Origin of the sequence: Acinetobacter sp. CIP 64.7, assembly GCF_000369745.1 — a bacterium.
GTDB classification, from domain to species: Bacteria; Pseudomonadota; Gammaproteobacteria; order Pseudomonadales; family Moraxellaceae; genus Acinetobacter; species Acinetobacter fasciculus.
Window position 1 is genome coordinate 1,118,090 of sequence record NZ_KB850179.1, and the last position, 18,776, is coordinate 1,136,865.

16 protein-coding genes, 1 tRNA gene and 1 pseudogene are annotated in these 18,776 nt (G+C 42.1%); 6 read left to right on the top strand and 12 right to left on the bottom strand.

Annotated features, from left to right (window positions below; translation table 11 throughout):
- Positions 1-7: 7 nt before the first annotated feature.
- The 5 genes from F890_RS11975 to sdhC form a co-directional block, all read right to left on the bottom strand.
- On the bottom strand, positions 8-2,830 hold the full coding sequence (locus F890_RS11975; RefSeq protein WP_004279434.1) for a 2-oxoglutarate dehydrogenase E1 component: 2,823 nt from the start codon (positions 2,828-2,830) through the stop codon (positions 8-10).
- Positions 2,831-3,652: 822 nt separating this feature from the next.
- Positions 3,653-4,363, bottom strand: coding sequence for a succinate dehydrogenase iron-sulfur subunit (locus tag F890_RS11980; RefSeq protein WP_004279433.1), 711 nt, complete (start codon positions 4,361-4,363; stop codon positions 3,653-3,655).
- A 14-nt stretch (positions 4,364-4,377) separates the two neighbouring features.
- Positions 4,378-6,276 carry an FAD-binding protein gene (locus F890_RS11985; protein ID WP_004646289.1) on the bottom strand — a complete coding sequence of 633 codons (1,899 nt, stop codon included), beginning with the start codon at positions 6,274-6,276 and terminating at the stop codon, positions 4,378-4,380.
- A gap of 12 nt (positions 6,277-6,288) precedes the next feature.
- Entirely contained in the window at positions 6,289-6,654 is a 366-nt protein-coding gene (gene sdhD, locus F890_RS11990; RefSeq protein ID WP_004279431.1) for a succinate dehydrogenase, hydrophobic membrane anchor protein, read from the bottom strand.
- A complete protein-coding gene (gene sdhC / locus F890_RS11995; protein WP_004279430.1) occupies positions 6,654-7,052 on the bottom strand; it encodes a succinate dehydrogenase, cytochrome b556 subunit in 399 nt (132 codons plus the stop codon). The genes sdhD and sdhC overlap by 1 nt, the downstream gene beginning before the upstream one ends.
- 1,005 nt (positions 7,053-8,057) lie before the next feature.
- Here sdhC and gltA point away from each other — a divergent pair.
- From gltA to F890_RS12010, 3 genes are all read left to right on the top strand, one after another.
- A complete protein-coding gene (gene gltA, locus F890_RS12000; protein WP_004279429.1) occupies positions 8,058-9,332 on the top strand; it encodes a citrate synthase in 1,275 nt (424 codons plus the stop codon).
- A 156-nt stretch (positions 9,333-9,488) separates the two neighbouring features.
- Complete coding sequence (locus F890_RS12005; RefSeq protein WP_004730266.1) at positions 9,489-9,992, top strand: hypothetical protein; 504 nt, start codon at positions 9,489-9,491, stop codon at positions 9,990-9,992.
- A gap of 373 nt (positions 9,993-10,365) precedes the next feature.
- Positions 10,366-11,991, top strand: coding sequence for an NAD+ synthase (locus tag F890_RS12010; protein WP_004730268.1), 1,626 nt, complete (start codon positions 10,366-10,368; stop codon positions 11,989-11,991).
- A 217-nt stretch (positions 11,992-12,208) separates the two neighbouring features.
- On the opposite strand, the gene F890_RS12015 is transcribed toward F890_RS12010, so the two are convergent.
- Positions 12,209-12,285, bottom strand: a tRNA-Met gene (locus tag F890_RS12015).
- A gap of 175 nt (positions 12,286-12,460) precedes the next feature.
- Between F890_RS12015 and F890_RS12020 the strand changes: the two genes are divergently transcribed.
- Together F890_RS12020 and F890_RS12025 are read left to right on the top strand one after the other, a co-directional pair.
- Positions 12,461-12,865 (top strand): hypothetical protein, encoded by a 405-nt coding sequence (locus tag F890_RS12020; protein WP_004730270.1) that lies wholly within the window; start codon positions 12,461-12,463, stop codon positions 12,863-12,865.
- Positions 12,866-13,105: 240 nt separating this feature from the next.
- Entirely contained in the window at positions 13,106-13,546 is a 441-nt protein-coding gene (locus F890_RS12025) for a universal stress protein (RefSeq protein WP_004279425.1), read from the top strand.
- 43 nt (positions 13,547-13,589) lie between these two features.
- Here the strand turns inward: F890_RS12025 and F890_RS12030 are convergent, their stop codons facing one another.
- The 5 genes and pseudogenes from F890_RS12030 to F890_RS12050 form a co-directional block, all read right to left on the bottom strand.
- The gene (locus F890_RS12030) at positions 13,590-13,931 is read right to left on the bottom strand and encodes an MGMT family protein (protein WP_004730272.1); all 342 of its coding nucleotides are present in this window, start codon (positions 13,929-13,931) and stop codon (positions 13,590-13,592) included.
- A 159-nt stretch (positions 13,932-14,090) separates the two neighbouring features.
- Positions 14,091-15,107, bottom strand: a complete 1,017-nt coding sequence (locus F890_RS12035) for a cation:proton antiporter (RefSeq protein ID WP_265586697.1) — start codon at positions 15,105-15,107, stop codon at positions 14,091-14,093.
- 57 nt (positions 15,108-15,164) lie between these two features.
- A complete protein-coding gene (locus tag F890_RS12040; protein ID WP_108675453.1) occupies positions 15,165-15,731 on the bottom strand; it encodes an IS630 family transposase in 567 nt (188 codons plus the stop codon).
- Entirely contained in the window at positions 15,721-16,176 is a 456-nt protein-coding gene (locus F890_RS12045; protein ID WP_004647755.1) for a helix-turn-helix domain-containing protein, read from the bottom strand. The genes F890_RS12040 and F890_RS12045 overlap by 11 nt, the downstream gene beginning before the upstream one ends.
- A 316-nt stretch (positions 16,177-16,492) precedes the next feature.
- Positions 16,493-17,026, bottom strand: a pseudogene (locus tag F890_RS12050) (cation:proton antiporter); the annotation flags it as partial.
- 216 nt (positions 17,027-17,242) lie between these two features.
- Here F890_RS12050 and F890_RS12055 point away from each other — a divergent pair.
- Entirely contained in the window at positions 17,243-17,797 is a 555-nt protein-coding gene (locus tag F890_RS12055; protein WP_004730281.1) for a hypothetical protein, read from the top strand.
- A 37-nt stretch (positions 17,798-17,834) separates the two neighbouring features.
- Here F890_RS12055 and F890_RS12060 read toward each other — a convergent pair whose 3' ends face one another.
- Positions 17,835-18,740: a KPN_02809 family neutral zinc metallopeptidase gene (locus tag F890_RS12060; protein WP_004646279.1), complete on the bottom strand. Its 906-nt coding sequence runs from the start codon at positions 18,738-18,740 to the stop codon at positions 17,835-17,837.
- Between the last annotated feature and the right edge of the window lie 36 nt (positions 18,741-18,776).

The window sequence follows — 18,776 nt, forward strand, 5'->3', positions numbered from 1 at the left end:
TCCTGGATTATTCAGCGTCGATCGCAAGCGCGTCGTTGATGAGCTGAGCTTGTTGTTTTGCATGCAAATATGGTGAACCACATGCCGGTGCAGCAGAAGCTTCACGGCCTGCATAGCTAATACGTACTTGTTTACCCGCTTTCATCACGTCGTCATATAGACGCGGTGCGATGAACAACCAAGCGCCTTGGTTCTTCGGTTCTTCTTGCGCCCAAACAAGTTCTTTAACGTTTGGATATTGCGCAAGCACTTCTGCCAGGCGTTTTTCTGGGTATGGATATAATTGTTCAATACGTACAATTGCAGTGTTGTTCAATTCTTTTTCACGACGTTTTTCAACTAGGTCGTAATACACCTTACCACCACACAGAACCAGACGGGTTACATCTGACTTGTTGATGTTGTCTACTTCATCAATCACGGTTTGGAATGTACCGTTTGCAAGCTCTTCAAGGCTAGATACAGCAAGCTTGTGACGAAGTAAAGATTTCGGCGAAGTAACAATCAATGGCTTACGGATTGGACGAATCGCTTGACGACGTAATGCGTGGAAAATCTGCGCAGGCGTAGTCGGTGTGATGACTTGCATGTTGTCTTCAGCACATAGCTGCAAGAAACGTTCCAAACGTGCAGATGAATGTTCTGGACCTTGACCTTCAAAACCGTGTGGAAGAAGCATAGTTAAGCCACATACACGCTCCCATTTGGTTTCACCAGATGAGATGAACTGGTCAATGACAACCTGTGCACAGTTTGCGAAGTCACCGAATTGTGCTTCCCAGATGATCAAACTCTTAGGAAGAGTCGTCGCATAACCATATTCAAATGCCAATACAGCCATTTCTGACAACAAAGAGTCATAGATTGCAGTACGCGGCTGGTTTTCTTTCAGGTTACACAGTGGAAGATAAGTTGAACCATCTACCTGATTATGCAGTTTTGCATGACGGTGTGAGAAAGTACCACGACCTACGTCTTCACCCGTTAAACGAAGCAAGTAACCATCATCTAGTACAGTTGCATACGCCAGAGTTTCAGCAGCACCCCAGTTCAGAGGCATTTCACCCGTTTGCATTTTCAGACGGTCATCAATTACTTTTGCAACTTGACGCTGCATCACGAAGCCTTCAGGAAGCTCACGCATTTTCTTGCCAAGCTCTTTTAGACGTTCGATTGGGAAAGTTGTATCCCACTCGTCTGTGTACTCATGACCTAAGTAAGGAGTCCAATCCACAAACATTTTTTTGTTTGGTTCAAGTACCAGTGCATTGGCAACGTGATTACCCGCTTCCAGGTCTGCACGGTAGTTTTCAACCATCTGATCTGCACTTGCACGATCAAGAACACCCTGTTGCACCAGTTGATCCGCATAAAGCGTACGCGTAGTCGCTTTCTTGTTGATCACTTGATACATCATTGGTTGAGTTGCAGCTGGCTCATCCGCTTCGTTATGACCACGACGACGGTAGCAGAACATGTCAATCACAACGTCTTTACGGAACGTATGACGGAAATCATGTGCCAATTGTGAAATGAACACCACAGCTTCAGGATCATCACCATTGACATGGAAGATCGGTGCCTGAATCATTTTTGCGATGTCAGTACAGTATTCAGTAGAACGCGCGTCACGTGGATCAGATGTCGTGAAACCAACCTGGTTGTTAATCACAATGTGCACTGTACCACCCACGGTATAACCGCGAGTTTGTGACATCTGGAAAGTTTCCTGGTTGACGCCCTGACCTGCAAATGCAGCATCACCGTGTACAATTAATGGCAATACGTCATCGCCGCCAATGTCTTTACGACGTACTTGACGTGCACGTACCGAACCTTCAACCACAGGACCAACGATTTCAAGGTGTGACGGGTTAAATGCCAATGCCAAGTGAACTTCGCCACCCGGAGTCATGACGTTTGAAGAGAAGCCTTGGTGATACTTAACGTCACCAGAACCTTTCTTATGAATAGATTTACCTTCGAACTCACCAAACAGGTCAGCCGGGTTCTTACCCATGATGTTAACAAGAAGGTTTAAACGGCCACGGTGAGGCATACCGATCACAACTTCTTTACAGCCTACAGAACCTGCACGCTGAATAATTTCGTTGACCATCGGGATGAATGCTTCACCACCTTCAACGCCGAAACGTTTGGCACCAACGAATTTATTACCAAGATATTTTTCTAGGCCTTCAGCTGCAGTTAAACGCTCAAGGACATGTTTCTTTTGATCAGCATTGAAGCCATATTGACCGCGTGCACTTTCTAGACGTTGTTGAATCCAACGTTTTTCTTTGGTGTCCACGATGTGCATGTATTCAGCACCGATTGAACCACAGTAAGTGGCTTCCATTGACTGAACCATTTCAGCCAAAGTCGCTTCTTCTTTACCGATCGCCAGGTTACCAGTATTGAATACTGTGTCTAAGTCAGACTGAGTCAAACCATGCGCAGCCAGATCTAGATCAGGCACAACTTCACGCTTCGCCAAACCTAATGGATCCAGTTTTGCTTTCTGGTGGCCACGGTTACGGTACGCAGCAATCAGCTGTAGCACGCCAATTTGACGACGTTCATGCTCTGAGCTGACTGTCGACTGAACAATAGGCTGAATACGGCTTGAATTGCGACCTAAAAGTAGGAATTGCTCACGTACATTACTGTGTGGTTGATCACCTTTTGGGAATTTATCGAAGTACGCTCTCCAGTCAGCACCCACTGAGTCTGGAGCAGTCAGATACTGCTCATAAAGTTCTTCAATATACGCTGCACTATCAGCGGAAAGTTCAGTGTCAAGACGCAGAGCGTCAGCAACTTCTTGCATTTGTGGACCCATTTCCTATTGCAAAAACATTTTCAGGATGCTTTTTAAGCAAAACCCAGGATTATTAGCATCAAATTGGTAATATGATACTAGTCCCCCATAAGGCATAAGCCATGAGGCGTTATCACCACACCAAGAAAATCTTGATATGTTTAATGAACAATAACGCCCCTCAGCGGCATCATCACTCATTGAATACCCGATCGAAACCGGGCAATTTTTTGCAAATCGACTTAGAAAAAAGCAAGCATTAACAAAGATTTTTTCTAAAGCGACTCGGGTCTACCTTTTATATACCAGTCCCTGATTATGCAGTGTTTAAAAAATGTACCTGGCGTGGCATTTTTTAAACATAGTCATGGGCTAAATGCTAACATGTTCTCAACTTTTCAATTGATTTTTTTGACACATACCTTCCATAAATTGGCTAAATACAGTTCAGATATTTTACTCTAATATATGGTGCTTTATCTCAAAAATAGATTCAATGTAGACTTAAGTCCTAAGCATTTCCGATAAATAAAAAGAGAGCAAACCTTTCAATCCACTCCCCCCTTAAATTTCCGTTATATAATAACATCGTTCTTGCTATTTTTCAGGTCAGTTTTACATCTAAAAATCATAAATACCCAAAATAATCACATGTTCTTCTTATATGGCACTCAAAGCCATTACCCTTTTCCTGACTGTTTCACTCAACTTTATACATTTTAAGTATAGTATCTTTATTTTTATCCTATGATTTTTTAATTTTTCCAATAGTTTGCATAAAAAAAGCACACCTGAAGGTGTGCTTTTTTCTAAACTGCGAAGAGCAGCCTATTAGCCTGCCATATCTAAAAGCATATTACGGATGTGACCGATTGCTTTAGTTGGGTTCAAGCCTTTAGGACATACAGATACACAGTTCATAATGCCTTTACAACGGAACAATGAGAACGGGTCGTCTAGACGAGCCAAACGCTCTTGTGTTCCCGTATCACGCGAGTCAATAATGAAGCGGTAAGCGTTCAACAATGCTGAAGGACCCAAGAACTTGTCCGGGTTCCACCAGAATGACGGGCATGAAGTTGAACAGCATGCACATAGAATACATTCATATAGACCATCAAGATGCTCACGCTCTTCAGGAGACTGTAAACGTTCCTTAGGAGGCGCAGGCTGGTTGTTGATCAAGAATGGATGGATCTTGTTGTACTGATCATAGAACTGGTTCATGTCAACCACCAAGTCTTTCACTACAGGAAGACCAGGCAATGGACGAACAGTAATTTCATTTGGTAAATCGTTCAGGTTCCAAAGACACGCCAAACCGTTTTTACCATTGATGTTCACGCCATCAGAACCACAAATACCTTCACGACATGAACGACGGAACGTTAAAGTTTCGTCCTGTACTTTTAATGCGAGAAGTGCGTCAAGCAACATACGGTGCTTGTCAGTCAGTTCCAGCTTAAAAGTTTGCATGTACGGTGCTTTATCCTTGTCAGGATCGTAGCGGTAGATATGAAATGTACGAGTACCTCTACTCATCTGAATTCTCCTGATTAGAATGTACGTGGTTTAGGTGGAATCGCGTCAACCGACAATGGACGGTAACGAACTGGCTTATACTCTAGACGGTTGTCTGCAGAGAACCATAAAGTGTGCTTCATCCACTCATCATCACGACGACCATATGGGTATTCAGCATGGTCTGGAGACTCTTCAAAGTCTACAACCGTATGTGCACCACGGCATTCTTTACGCGCTGCAGCTGAAATAAGCGTTGCTTTCGCAACTTCATACAAGTTTTCAACTTCAAGTGCTTCAATACGTGCAGTGTTAAATACTTTAGATTTGTCTTTCAAGTGAATGTTGCGTACGCGCGGTTCAATTGCAAGAATCTGCTTCACACCTTCGTCCAGAAGCGCAGATGTACGGAATACACCAGCGTGGTCTTGAACGATATCACGGATTGCATCAGCAACGTCTTGAGCATTCTCACCGGTAGTCGATTCGTCAAGTTTACGAATACGTTCAACAGTTTCTTGAAGCACAGTTGTTGGAAGCGGCTCATATTCGCCATCGTGCTGTTTAGTCACATATTCAATGATATGTTGACCAGCAGCCTTACCAAATACAACCAAGTCAAGCAATGAGTTCGTACCTAAACGGTTCGCACCATGTACAGACACACATGAACATTCACCGATTGCATAGAAGCCTTTTACTGGCTTAGCAAAGTCACGACCTTCGGCATTTGTAGAGTAAACATCGGTGTCTTTGTTGTAGTTAGCAACAAGCGCTTCAGTTTCACGAGACTCAGGAACAACCACCTGACCATGAATATTCGTTGGAATACCACCCATTTGGTAATGGATTGTTGGTACTACAGGAATTGGCTCTTTAGTGATGTCAACGTTCGCGAATTTCTTGCCAATCTCGAATACAGATGGAAGACGTTTCATGATCGTATCCGCACCTAGGTGCGTCATATCAAGCAGGATGTAATCGCCTTTAGGACCACAACCACGACCTTCTTTGATCTCTTGGTCCATAGAACGTGATACGAAGTCACGTGGCGCCAAGTCTTTCAAAGTTGGTGCATAACGTTCCATGAAGGGTTCGCCGTCTTTGTTACGAAGGATTGCACCTTCACCACGACAACCTTCAGTCAACAATACGCCTGCGCCCGCAACACCCGTTGGGTGGAATTGCCAGAATTCCATATCTTGTAATGGAATACCTGCACGAGCAGCCATACCAAGACCGTCACCAGTGTTGATATAAGCATTTGTAGATGCACGGTACACACGACCAGCACCACCAGTAGCGAACAAAGTCGCTTTTGCTTGGAATACTGCAATTTTACCAGTTTCCTGATCAATTGCTGTAACACCAAGAACGTCGCCTTTTTCGTTACGGATCAGGTCAAGCGCAATCCATTCAACGAAGAATTGAGTGCCCATTTTCACGTTGCTTTGATAAAGCGTGTGAAGAAGTGCGTGACCGGTACGATCGGCAGCAGCGCATGCACGTGGCACAGCTTTTTCACCGTAGTTTGCTGAGTGACCACCGAATGGACGTTGGTAAATTGTACCATCAGCATTACGGTCGAATGGCATACCCAGGTGTTCAAGTTCATAAACCACTTGAGGCGCTTCACGAGTCATGAACTCGATTGCATCTTGGTCACCTAACCAGTCCGAACCTTTTACAGTGTCGTAGAAGTGGTAGTGCCAGTTATCTTCTTGCATGTTACCAAGAGATGCACCAATACCACCCTGCGCTGCAACAGTGTGCGAACGAGTTGGGAATACTTTAGTCAGAACCGCAACTTTCAAACCAGCTTGAGCAAGTTGGTAAGACGCACGCATACCTGAACCACCACCACCAACGATGACAGCGTCGAAAGTTTCGTGCGGAATATTTGTGTAATCTTCTTTAGGGTTTATAGCGCCCATGATTGTTTCCTATCAATTCGCCCAAAAAATCTGGATCGCCCAGATTGCATATGCAAGTACAGCAATGATCACTGCTGAAGTCAGTACAAGGCGTAAACCTGAAGCTGAAGGACCCATTTGACGAGTAGTCACATAATCCGTGAATACCTGCCACATGCCGATCCATGCGTGTGCAACAAGAGATAAGACCGCCAATAAAGACATGATCTTCATTGGAACTGTCATCATAAAGCCGTACCACTGTTCAAAGTTGAAACCACCATTCAGTAGAATCCAACCCAGTACAACAACGGTATAAACAGCTAGAACTACAGCACTGACACGTTGAAGAAACCAATCGCGAGAACCTGAACCTGTTAAACCAGTAGCGCTTTTCATTAGAGTACGATCCATACAAATGCTGCAACAATACCGATTGCAGACAAGATTAATGCGATAGTAGATGCAACACGGCCACTTTCTAGTTCTTCAGCAACGCCAATGTCAGCAAGTAAATGCTTAACACCCGCAATAAAGTGAAAAATCATGCCGGCGACAAATACCCATACAATAAAGCGGACAATGAAACCGTTAAAGATTTCTTGAACTTGCGCAAAACCTTCAGGCGAAGACAATGACTTGTCTAAAATCCATAGAAGGACCGGTACGAGTAAGAATACGATAACACCTGAAAGACGGTGTAGAATTGATGCAATAGCCACGGGTGATTTTAAGTTTACTTCTAAAACTTGACCCATGGACAAATTGACAGGTCTGTTGCTTTTCACAGCGGGCATCCTGTAAGTAAAAACTCCATCCGGAGTTTGTTGGAATTAATTCGAAGGAAAGCTGGCATTCTCAGGCAAATACATGCCTAAAATCAAAACGACACTGAATTATAAAACGTGAACTATTAAAATACAAACGGCTGAATTTGGCTTTTTGGATAAAAAACTATTAAATAAGAATCATTAACAACAATAAGTCGGGCTTAATATATTATTCCGCCCTTTCAATTCCTATCTATATGATTGTTTTTAAATAATTAAGATGATCAATTCACTCGGTTTTAAGCCTGCAGGACCATGTTTGAGTTTTAGACTAAAGACGCACAGTTCCATCACAAATATTATTTAAATCTCTTTTTAATTCAGATTTAAATCAAGCGCCTATATTTAACAGACCACTTGCCCCAATTCAGCAGCAGCACAGTGATTCAGATAACCTGATGTTAAATAGCGACTTAGTGCATCAGATGATGGGTTTTTCAATCAATTTGAAGCATTTAGATTCAAAAAATCATTCATTTATTTTTATACTGCCTCCCTTTGCTGCAAAGTTGGCCATTTATTAAGCTACTTTTTAATCAATTGAACCGGATTCAAAATTCAATTAATTGCTTTTATTTATAATTCTACCTCTGAAATTCAACTTGGTAAAAACGATGTAAGTTATGAGATTTATATAGTTTTAAGCATGCTCACCTTAATCTCTCACCATTTTCACCCGCATTTCTTGCTAGGAAAAAACGCTTACAAATGCCCCAAGCAGTCTATTTTTTTCTGCACCTCTGCATCAATTTGACTTATTATAGAGGTTTGATGCTGTGATTTTACTGAACTTTTTATACTGAGCGAATATGACTAAACCGCTGTGCGGCCGTCATTTTTCATCCATAAGTATAATTGACAAAATTTCAGTACTCACTAATCTTATAGCAAATTTTTGATCCGTCCGTTTTGTGCATTAAAAGATTGATAGACAAAGCGGATATACATTCACCAGGACAGGAGATCTATTGAATGTCTGAAGCAACTGGCAAGAAAGCCGTTTTACAGCTTGATGGCAAAGAAATTGAACTACCAATTTACAGCGGCACATTGGGCCCAGATGTAATCGACGTTAAAGATGTGTTGGCTGCAGGTCACTTTACTTTTGATCCTGGTTTTATGGCGACAGCTGCGTGCGAGTCTAAAATCACGTTCATCGATGGCAACAAAGGTGTACTTTTACACCGTGGCTACCCAATCGATCAATTGGCGACTAAAGCTGATTACTTGGAAACTTGCTATTTATTGTTAAATGGCGAACTTCCAACTGCTGAGCAAAAAGAAGAATTTGACGCTAAAGTACGTAACCATACAATGGTTCACGATCAAGTTAGCCGTTTCTACAATGGTTTCCGTCGTGATGCGCATCCTATGGCGATCATGGTAGGTGTGGTTGGTGCGTTGTCTGCGTTCTATCACAACAACCTTGACATCGAAGATGTGAACCACCGTGAAATCACTGCAATTCGTTTAATCGCGAAGATTCCTACGCTGGCGGCTTGGAGCTACAAGTACACCATCGGTCAACCATTCGTTTACCCACGTAACGACCTTGGTTATGCAGAAAACTTCCTGCACATGATGTTTGCTACTCCTGCAGACCGTGATTATAAAGTTGATCCAATTCTTGCAAAAGCAATGGACCGTATCTTCACGCTTCATGCTGACCACGAACAAAATGCGTCTACATCTACAGTACGTTTAGCTGGTTCTACCGGTGCGAATCCGTATGCATGTATCGCTGCTGGTATCTCTGCACTTTGGGGCCCTGCTCACGGCGGCGCGAACGAAGCTGTTCTTAAGATGCTTGACGAAATCGGCACTGTAGAAAACGTTGCTGGCTTCATGGAAAAAGTAAAAACTAAAGAAGTTAAACTAATGGGCTTCGGTCACCGAGTTTACAAAAACTTCGATCCACGTGCGAAAGTAATGAAAGAAACTTGTGACGAAGTTCTTGGTGCACTTGGCATCAATGATCCACAGCTTGCATTGGCTATGGAACTTGAACGTATCGCGCTTTCTGACGAATACTTCATCAAGCGTAACCTCTACCCGAACGTAGACTTCTACTCAGGTATCATCCTTAAAGCGATTGGTATCCCGACTGAAATGTTTACTGTAATCTTCGCGCTTGCACGTACTGTTGGCTGGATCAGCCACTGGTTAGAAATGCACAGCGGTCCTTACAAGATCGGTCGTCCTCGTCAGCTTTATACTGGCGAAGTTCAACGCGATATCGTTCGTTAATTCGAACCGCGTCGAAAGACTCAAAAAAACCACCCTCTTGGGTGGTTTTTTTAGTGCTGACAAAAGCCTACAAAAAATTGACCTGAAACGTTTTAAAATGAATATATCAAAATCATATTCACGGATTAAGTCACCTAAAAATAGGATGTATATTGAATGCTGTTGTATTTTCTGCCCTTTATTTTGAGACTGGTTCGTTTTGAACAGTTTAAGTGCCGCAGTTTAACGTCTGGTGAAATCAAAATTTCCCAACAAGTATTTGGCAACCTGATCGACTATTCCCGCGTTAAAATCATGAATCACCCCTACCTGCCCTGGCAATCCACACATGTCATTATGGCGCCCAGTGGCTACATCCATGTACGCAATTTAAATTATCGCGAAGATTATTCGCGCGAGAGTTTATCTTATCAGGCACTATTTATTCATGAGATGGCGCATATTTATCAACATCAATGCCGGATCAATGTGCTTTTAAAAGGGGCATTTTTACAAAGTGCTTATTTTCTCAGCTTGGGAAAATATAATCCGTACAAATATCAATTTAATCCCAACAAATCATTTTCAACCTACAATATTGAACAACAAGGCGATATTGCCCGGGATATTTTTCTAAAAAAAATTCCGAATATTATTTTAAATCCAAAAATAAACAGATGATATTTAATCAGTTTAATTCCAAACAATATAGCTAAGGCATATTTTAAAAGCCAAAATTTAGATTTCAGTCTTTAAATCTACATAAGCCTAGATGCATAAAAAATCAGCATATTTTCTAATTTTATATAATAACTTTTTTCACTCAATGCCTGTTCTGCTAAATCAACTCTAGCTTATCGATAAAATTTCGATAAAATAGGCCGGTATGATTATTTTGCATCGCAGATTAAGATTCAATGATCATGCGATAAAAAGTTTTTTTATTTAAGCCATTTGGCATTTTATGAATATCGAAGTGCACTCAACTGAATAATTAGAATTATAAAAATCAGTAATTTAGTGTATCAACCTATAGGAATAGGATTTACTTGGAATGAAAAGTTTTAAAATTGCGATTGCTCAATTCTCTCCACATGTGGGCAATCTGGATGCAAATACGCAAAAAATGATTGATCTGGCCAATCAGGCTAAAAAAGATAAAGCGGATCTGATTATCTTTCCTGAACTTTCAACGCTGGGCTACCCTGCAGAAGACTTATTAATTCGCCCGAGCCTGGTGAAACGCACCAAAGCGGCTTTTGAAAAACTGACTGAAGTAAAAGATATTGTCATGGTCTTTGGTTTTGTTAATCAAACTGAAGATGGTCAGCGTTATAACTCGGCTGCTGTCATGAAAGATGGCGAAGTACTGGGTGTTTATAACAAGCAAGTGTTGCCAAACTATGGCGTATTTGATGAAAAGCGTTATTTTGGCGAAGGTCATCAGCATCTGGTTTTTGAGTATCTTGGACATAAATTTGGCGTACTGATCTGTGAAGATGTCTGGTCTTTAGCCACTGTTCAGCAACTGGCAAAATTGAATATCGACACAGCTTTGGTACTGAATGCATCGCCATATGAAGTGGGTAAACCACAACATCGCATTGAAACCATGGCGGCCTTGGTCAAACAGCTAAATATCAATCTGGTGTACTGTAACCAGGTCGGTGGCCAAGATGATCTGATCTTTGACGGTACCAGTTTTGTGCTCAACAAATCTGGCGAGGTGGCTTTACAGGCACCAACTTTCCAGGAAAATCTGGCAATTGCAGAATTTAATGCTGAACAACTGCAATTCAGCAAAGGTGCAATTGCACCTGCTTTAGACACCATGGCTGAGATTTATCAAAGCCTGGTCATGGCTACACGTGATTATGTACAGCGTTCTGGCTTCCCAGGTGTGATTCTGGGACTGTCTGGCGGCATTGACTCTGCCCTGACCCTAGCGATTGCTGTAGATGCGCTTGGCGCAGACAAAGTTCAAGCTGTGATGATGCCTTATACCTATACCGCACAAATCAGTGTGGAAGATGCAGCGGCTCAAGCCAAAAATATGGGCGTGACTTTCGGTATTGCCGAAATCAATCCAGTGGTAAGCGGCTTTATGCAGGTGCTATTCCCGTTCTTTGGCAACGCTCCAGTCGATGCTACCGAGGAAAACCTGCAAGCACGTTCACGGGGCACCTTATTGATGGCCCTATCTAACAAATTCGGTAATCTGGTGCTGGCAACCGGTAATAAGTCTGAACTAGCTGTCGGTTATTGCACCCTGTATGGCGATATGGTCGGTGGTTATGCAGTTCTGAAAGATGTGTATAAAACCATTGTGTTTGAACTGGCGAAATATCGTAACAGCATTTCAGAAACTCCAGTGATTCCGGAACGTGTGATTACCCGTCCACCTTCAGCAGAACTGCGTCCAGATCAGGTCGATCAAGACTCTTTACCTGCCTATGACATTCTAGATGCGATCTTGTACTCTTATATTGAAGAAGATATGAGTCAAGACGATATCATTGCCAAAGGCTTTGATGCTGAAGTCGTGAAAAAAGTGATTCGTCTGGTTGATATCAATGAGTACAAGCGCCGCCAAGGTGCCATTGGACCACGTATCAGCTCACGCTCTTATGGCCGTGAGCGTCGTTATCCAATTGTGAATGGCTGGAAAGCAGGTAGCTAAATTCTGCTCTCAATGATGTAAATCAGAATCGCCCAAGGAATGCTTGGGCGATTTTTTTATGCGGCAGTAAAATGAAGAATAGCCCCAACATCAAGAAGGAAAAATAATGTTTTGTGGAAACTAAAAATTAGTGGATGCTTCAAATATTTTTTTGTGGTTTGCAGTGCTTTTTAAAAGACAAAAAAAGAGACCAAGCTGAGAGCTTGGTCTTTTAAAATGGTGGCTATGACGAGACTTGAACTTGTGACCCCCGCATTATGAGTGCGGTGCTCTAACCAACTGAGCTACATAGCCGTAAACTGTGTGCGCATTATCGTAATTTCAGCTTCTATCGTCAAGCATTTTAAAAAACAAATGTTCAGTCTTTATGCAAATACGGAATAAACTTTTAAATTTTAAACAAAAAAGGGTTTTTTAGTATGTAATTCACGCATTCATAGCACCATTTAATTCTTCGAGGAATCATTAGATGTATAAAATCAAAATATTTATTTTACTCATTGGCCTTTCAAGTCTGAGTGCCTGCCAGACCATCTCGCCTATTTTCGTAGATTATAATGGCGTCAGACGTGATGTGGCACAGTGGATTAATCAGCAGCAACTGATGAGCATGCAGCAGAAAAGGTCTTTGGCACAACTCAGCAGAGCACAGCAGAAAATCGAGCGCTATCCGGAATATGATCAGAGCCAACGACTGGCGGTAACCCGGGAAAATCAGATTGCATTACATTGTGCGCGTTTACATGTGACAGAACATAAAATCCGGCAGCTACAGCAAAAAATTTATGCAGGTGAAACTCAAACAATTTTAAATCGCTATGAACAGCTGTCACCGCAAATAAAATTAGACCCGACCTCTATTCGATGTGATTAATCACTGTCTTAGGCTATCACATTAATTACATATAAATTATTAACTTAGGCTAAATAAATCACCCAATTAAATAGCTCTAAACAGGTGCTTCATTTTTTAATCTATTAGACATTATACCTATGTATTTACTTGGTTTTATTTTTATACAATACAGGCTATGATCAAAGTATAAACAACTATTCGTACCCGGTTTAACGCGTCATAATTTTATAACTCTAAATTCCCCTCAGGAGAATTCTAATGCCTTTTGAACATATTTTAGTACCTGTTGACGGTTCAGAAACATCGTATGCTGCAGTGGATAAAGCTGTAGAAATTGCCAAAGCATTTAACAGTAAAGTCACAGTGGTTCAAGTGCTGGCACTGGACCCTTATATCGCTGCGGAATATATTTCTGCGGCACAAACCAATGACCTGATTGAACGTGCCCGTACTTCCATCCTGAAAACGCTGGATGAAGCCAAAGCAAAATTCTCTGGTGCCGGTGTTGAAGTGGATACACAGCTCCTTGAGGGTCAGGTAATTTATAGCGAGATTGTCAAAGCAGCTAAAGATTTAAATTCTGACCTGATCGTGATTGGTTCCCATGGTCGCACGGGCTTCAAAAAGCTGTTCCTTGGCAGCGTAGCGCAAAGCATTCTCGGCCAAGCGGATATCCCAGTAATGGTGATTCGCAACTAAGTTATGTTTAAAATCCCCACTTTTCACCAAGTGGGGATTTTTTTTATATCTTGACCAGACCATCCCATTGATAGCGTTTTAAATCCAAGCGATCACCTTTAAGAAAAATTCCTTCCTGCATGAGTTTTTGCTGCTGGATATTCTGGCCATGTTCGTCCAGTTGCTTCACACTGATTTTCGCCTGGGCATTGATCACCCGATACCAAGGAATATCAGTGTCCGAATCTAGATGACTTAATACCCGTCCGACCAATCGCGCATGTTTGGGTAAACCTGCCAGTCTAGCAATCTGTCCGTAGGTGGCGACTTTGGCATACGGAATCTGATTGACCACAGCCAAAATCATTTCTGCCATTTCCTGACTGGCTGAACTTGTCTGGGTCATTTTCATCTCATTAATAGCTTATTTAAATCAAAAATCACAATTCACCCCCAGTAAAAAAGCTATAGGAGAGTGATTAAGCCTGATGAAATACGCTGATTCAAGCTCTCATCTCACTATAAAAACCAATCTAACAGTCTCTTGATCTTCTAAGTTTTATCTTTAGAAATTATCCGGATTTTCCAGTCTTTTTACTTCCTGAACTTTATCTGGATGATGCACCGTGGCAACGCCATCTGCATCTTTCTGATCAATCAGAATTTCTGGCTGAAAGATAGTAATAGTCTCATTTCCTTTGGCATCTTCTCCAACAATATAGCGAAAACCCTTACGATTCATTTTATGACACATGCGTTGATACCAGCCTTTAAAGCCCTGCGTCTCTTCATTGGGATTATAATAAAACGCATTCATCACCGCAGGCAGGCCCAAGCCACATACCACACCGGACAATAGCACTACAATAAAGGTATAGCCCACCAGAATACTGCTATAGGCTTCCAGCTGAGGAACATTGGCGACCGCCAGAATTAAGGCCAAAGAAATCCCGCCCCGTACTCCGCCCCAAGACAGGATGGTCAAACTGCCGTTATAGCTTTTCTTGCTGACTTTTGGGAACATGGCAAAGGCCAGATAGTTGGCTGCAAAACGGGCCAGATATAGAATCACAAAAGCCACCATTCCGCCCAGAACCAGACTGGTACTCAAGTCCAGAATAAACAATTCTAGACCAATCAGGGTAAACAGGAATGAATTGATAATTCCCTCAACCGTATGCCAGAAATGATTAACGTCACCAATTTCAGCATCTGCCAGGATTTCTTTCCATTTATTGCCAACAATCAAACCACCAATCACACAGGCAATTGGCGCGGAAGCATGTGCCAGCAAAGCCACCAGATAGGAACCACAAGCCAGCAAGGCCGTGGTCAAAATCAGAGATTCCATTTCATGCTTACCGCGCAAAATCCGCAAGATCGCAAAACCGAATCCGAGACCAATCAGCACCGCCACGACAATTTCATAAAGCAAGGTTTGCAGCACTGCCAGTACCGTAAAGTTTTCACCTTGCAGAACATTGAGCAAGGTCATAAATAAGGCAATACACATTGCATCATTAAACAGTGATTCGCCTACTCTACATTTACCAATATGGAATTTTACTGTAGAATTATAAATATGGAATTATTACAAAGTTAATTACTTATGTTGGTAGAAGATCGTTATAAGTATCCATTAAAAAGTAAACATGTATTCTTTTCCGAATTGGTTTGATACTTTCTCCACCCATTGCTCTATTTTGTCAGCTGTCATGACTTGAAAATCTCGCCAATAATATTTCATCTGCTTCCATACCATCTCGATTCGATTTAACTCAGGGCTATAAGCTGGAATAAAATACAGATTCGTCGAAAAGTTAGTTTTAAGTAGCTCTCTGTAATCAGCCATCTTTTTACTTCTATGAATCGAGGCATTATCAACAATAAGAACCAATGGAAGGTTATACGTCTGTTTTACTTGTTGAGCTATTCCAGTTAAATAGGCATAAAACCAAGTGCTTGTCACTGACTCTTGTAAACAACTAGTCACCAGTTTCCCCGTTGAAAGCAAACACCCCATGACATTAACTCGTTTTAATCTTATTGCATCAACCGCATGAACATCACCTATCTTTGTCCACGCATAGCGGTTATCAGGTGTAGATGAAAATCCTGTTTCATCAACATAACCTAATATAATTTCACCACGTGCCGCTTGCTCTCGTAATTCTTCAATCTGCTGTGTTGCTTGTTCAAATGCAATCGGATCTCTTTTTTTTCAAGCTATGACGGGTACGCTTGAAGACCATACCTGAATCACGTAAAAACTTACGAATGGTTTCAACAGACACGGACACTTCGTATTCTTCATGTAGTTTGACTCGGATTTGTTCTGCATTGAGTGGACTTGTATTGACCCAATCTAGGATTTTCGCCTGATAGTCTGAGATCAATGTATTGGGTCGACCTGAGCGATGACCTTCTTTAATCGATTCAAACTCATACAATTCCCAACGTCGGCGTTGTAGCCTTATGGTTTCTGGGATACGTTCTTGTAGAGTGGCAACTTCCGCAACACTTTTACCTTCGGAAAGCCAGAGAATAGTTTGGGCACGTTGCCTTTCACGCCAATGTTTTGCATGCTTGACCAGAAAAATGAGTCGTTCTCGCTGTTCTAAACTAAGTGGGACAGAAACAATTCTAGGCATGTGTGAACATCTGTTAACTAAAAAAACCTTTTCGCATCATTAGTTATTTTTGTCAACTTAAGAAGTGGGACCACCTCTAACATAGTTAAGTGCCACTTACTATCCAAGTAGGAGAAGAATTACTATCAACGGCCAAACAGCACGGTATATCCATTAAGATAAAAATATGCAATTAGCATAAAATATGGAATTTATTATTGTTTTTATGCTGATTTTATCAATAAAAAGTATAGAAATATGGAATTTTAAATACGATTCAATATCCCAATGTATTTCAATGCTTTATCGAAAATTCCATATTACTAATTATAGTGTACTCACCTTCAAGCTTGACAATCAAATGATGCGGTGCGCGAACCGAACTCAATACGCCTTTGATGCCGATCGGATCTGTGGCGCCCAAGGCCGCCCCTAGCAAGAGCAAAACCAGCAGGTCAACATGTTTACCAATCAGGAACTGATAACCATACAACACCACACCAAAGAACACTGCACAGAACACCAAAGCCAGACCAGCCAAAATACTGATCGGCCGCCAGTGGTTACGCAAATCTGAGACCTTAAACTTCAGCGCAGATGAAGTCAGGATAAAACAGATCACACCATTGATCAGAAAGTCATAGAAATCGACGTGACGAACAGCCTGCTCGATATTGTCAATATTGATGCTAAAGAATGGATTACCATGCAGTAAACTGGCGCCCCACTGCAAAATGAAAACAAAGATTGCAGAGACAATAGGGACACCGATCGCTTGCGGAAAGCCTAAAACGCGCTTATTAAACATGGTCGTGGCAATAGACAGAGCAAAGACCACCGTGAGTAGCTGAAGAAAAAAGAAATTTCCCATTCGGTTTCCTAAAATCGGGCGATATGGAGCACTATGCGCCGAGAGGCGTTGTTAAAATAGAGATTTAAATAGCAAGGTATTCTGGCAAAACAAGTTTAGTCCGCTTTTTTATCGAATTGAGTTAAGTTTCTTTTCAGTATTTTCGAATGATGATTTAACATACAGATCAGCACTCGGCTTTTGCTTTCCCATCATTCTATTTTGAATTTTTCTCCCATGCATCAAACTGTCAAAACCATTTTTCGTCTCTGTTTTGCCAGCGTGATTTTTCTGATCACGTTGTCCTTATGTTTTACCTGCTTTGCTAAAATTCAGGAAATTCTGCAAGCAGAACAGCATTATCAGCAAGCCACCAGCATTCCCTTACAAAGTTCAACCGGGGAGCAGTATGTATTGGTGTCCAATAACCAGCGACCGGACAATGCCATTTTTATTCTGATTGCAGGAAATGGTTATGTGGCCAAAATCAATTGTGAGCATTACAGCGCTTTATGTAGCGATGAAGACAATCAATCGCATACCCGACAAATCCAGAGCGTTGACTTAATTAAAGCGGGAAATCTCTTCTATATTGAAAAAATCCAGTTCAGAGATAGCCGGACTGGCAAAGCAACTGCTTTAGAATATAACAAACAAGATATTCAGCAGTTTTATCAAAATGACATGAGCAACCTCAAATATACGGTCTTTGCAATTGCACTGTTTGCTTTGGCTGCATTATTCGTCAGTATCAAGATATTAAGAAATTTCCGGCGTTTTCTGCATAAATAAAAAAAGGAGCATCTGCTCCTTTTTTTATCGAAGTCATTTAAATATTTTGATTAAAGGTATCACAATTCGCAACCTGACCGGATTTCAAGCCGGTATTAAACCATTGTACCCGCTGCGCGCTGCTGCCATGAGTAAAGCTGTCCGGCACCACCTGCCCGCGGGCACGTTTCTGCAAATAGTCATCGCCAATTTTATGAGCGGCATCCATCGCTTCCTGCACATCGCCCTGTTCCAAAAATTGGGTTCGCTCATGATTATGGTAAGCCCAGACGCCGGCCAGACAGTCTGCCTGCAATTCCTGACGCACTGAAAGCTGATTACTTTGCACTTCGCTTGCTTGCTGACGTGCTTGCTGTACTTGAGAAGAAATACCTAAAATCGTCTGGATATGATGCCCCACTTCATGGGCCACGACATAGGCCAGCGCAAAATCCCCCGCCTGATCATTACGGGAAAGTTCGGTGGCATTCTGTTCTCCAGTAATGCCCATTTGACTGCGCATATCTTTAAAGAATGCCGTATCGATATACACTTTCTGGTCTGTCGGGCAGTAGAAAGGCCCCATCGCCGCCTGAGCCGTACCACAACCAGAATTCACGATGCCGTTAAACAACACCAGTTTCGGTGGGACATACTGCTGATTTAACTGCTGCTGAAACACCTGATTCCAGGTATCTTCAGTATCTGCCAATACAGTTCCAACAAAATCAATCGACTCCTGCTGTTCTGGCGTGGGATTTTCCAGGCCACGTGTTTCTGCCGCACCCGATACCCCCTGAGTGACCTGCTTGGTGGTTTGATAAGCCTGTTGTGGATCGACACCGAAAAACTTCCAGGCCACAAAGGCCACAATCAATCCAACAATACTGATTCCGCCAGCTTTGGCACCACCACCGCGACGGTCTTCTACATTGCTACTGACACGACGACCTTTCCAACGCATAGTCTTTTCCTTTTCTTAATCTGCTTAATATCCAGA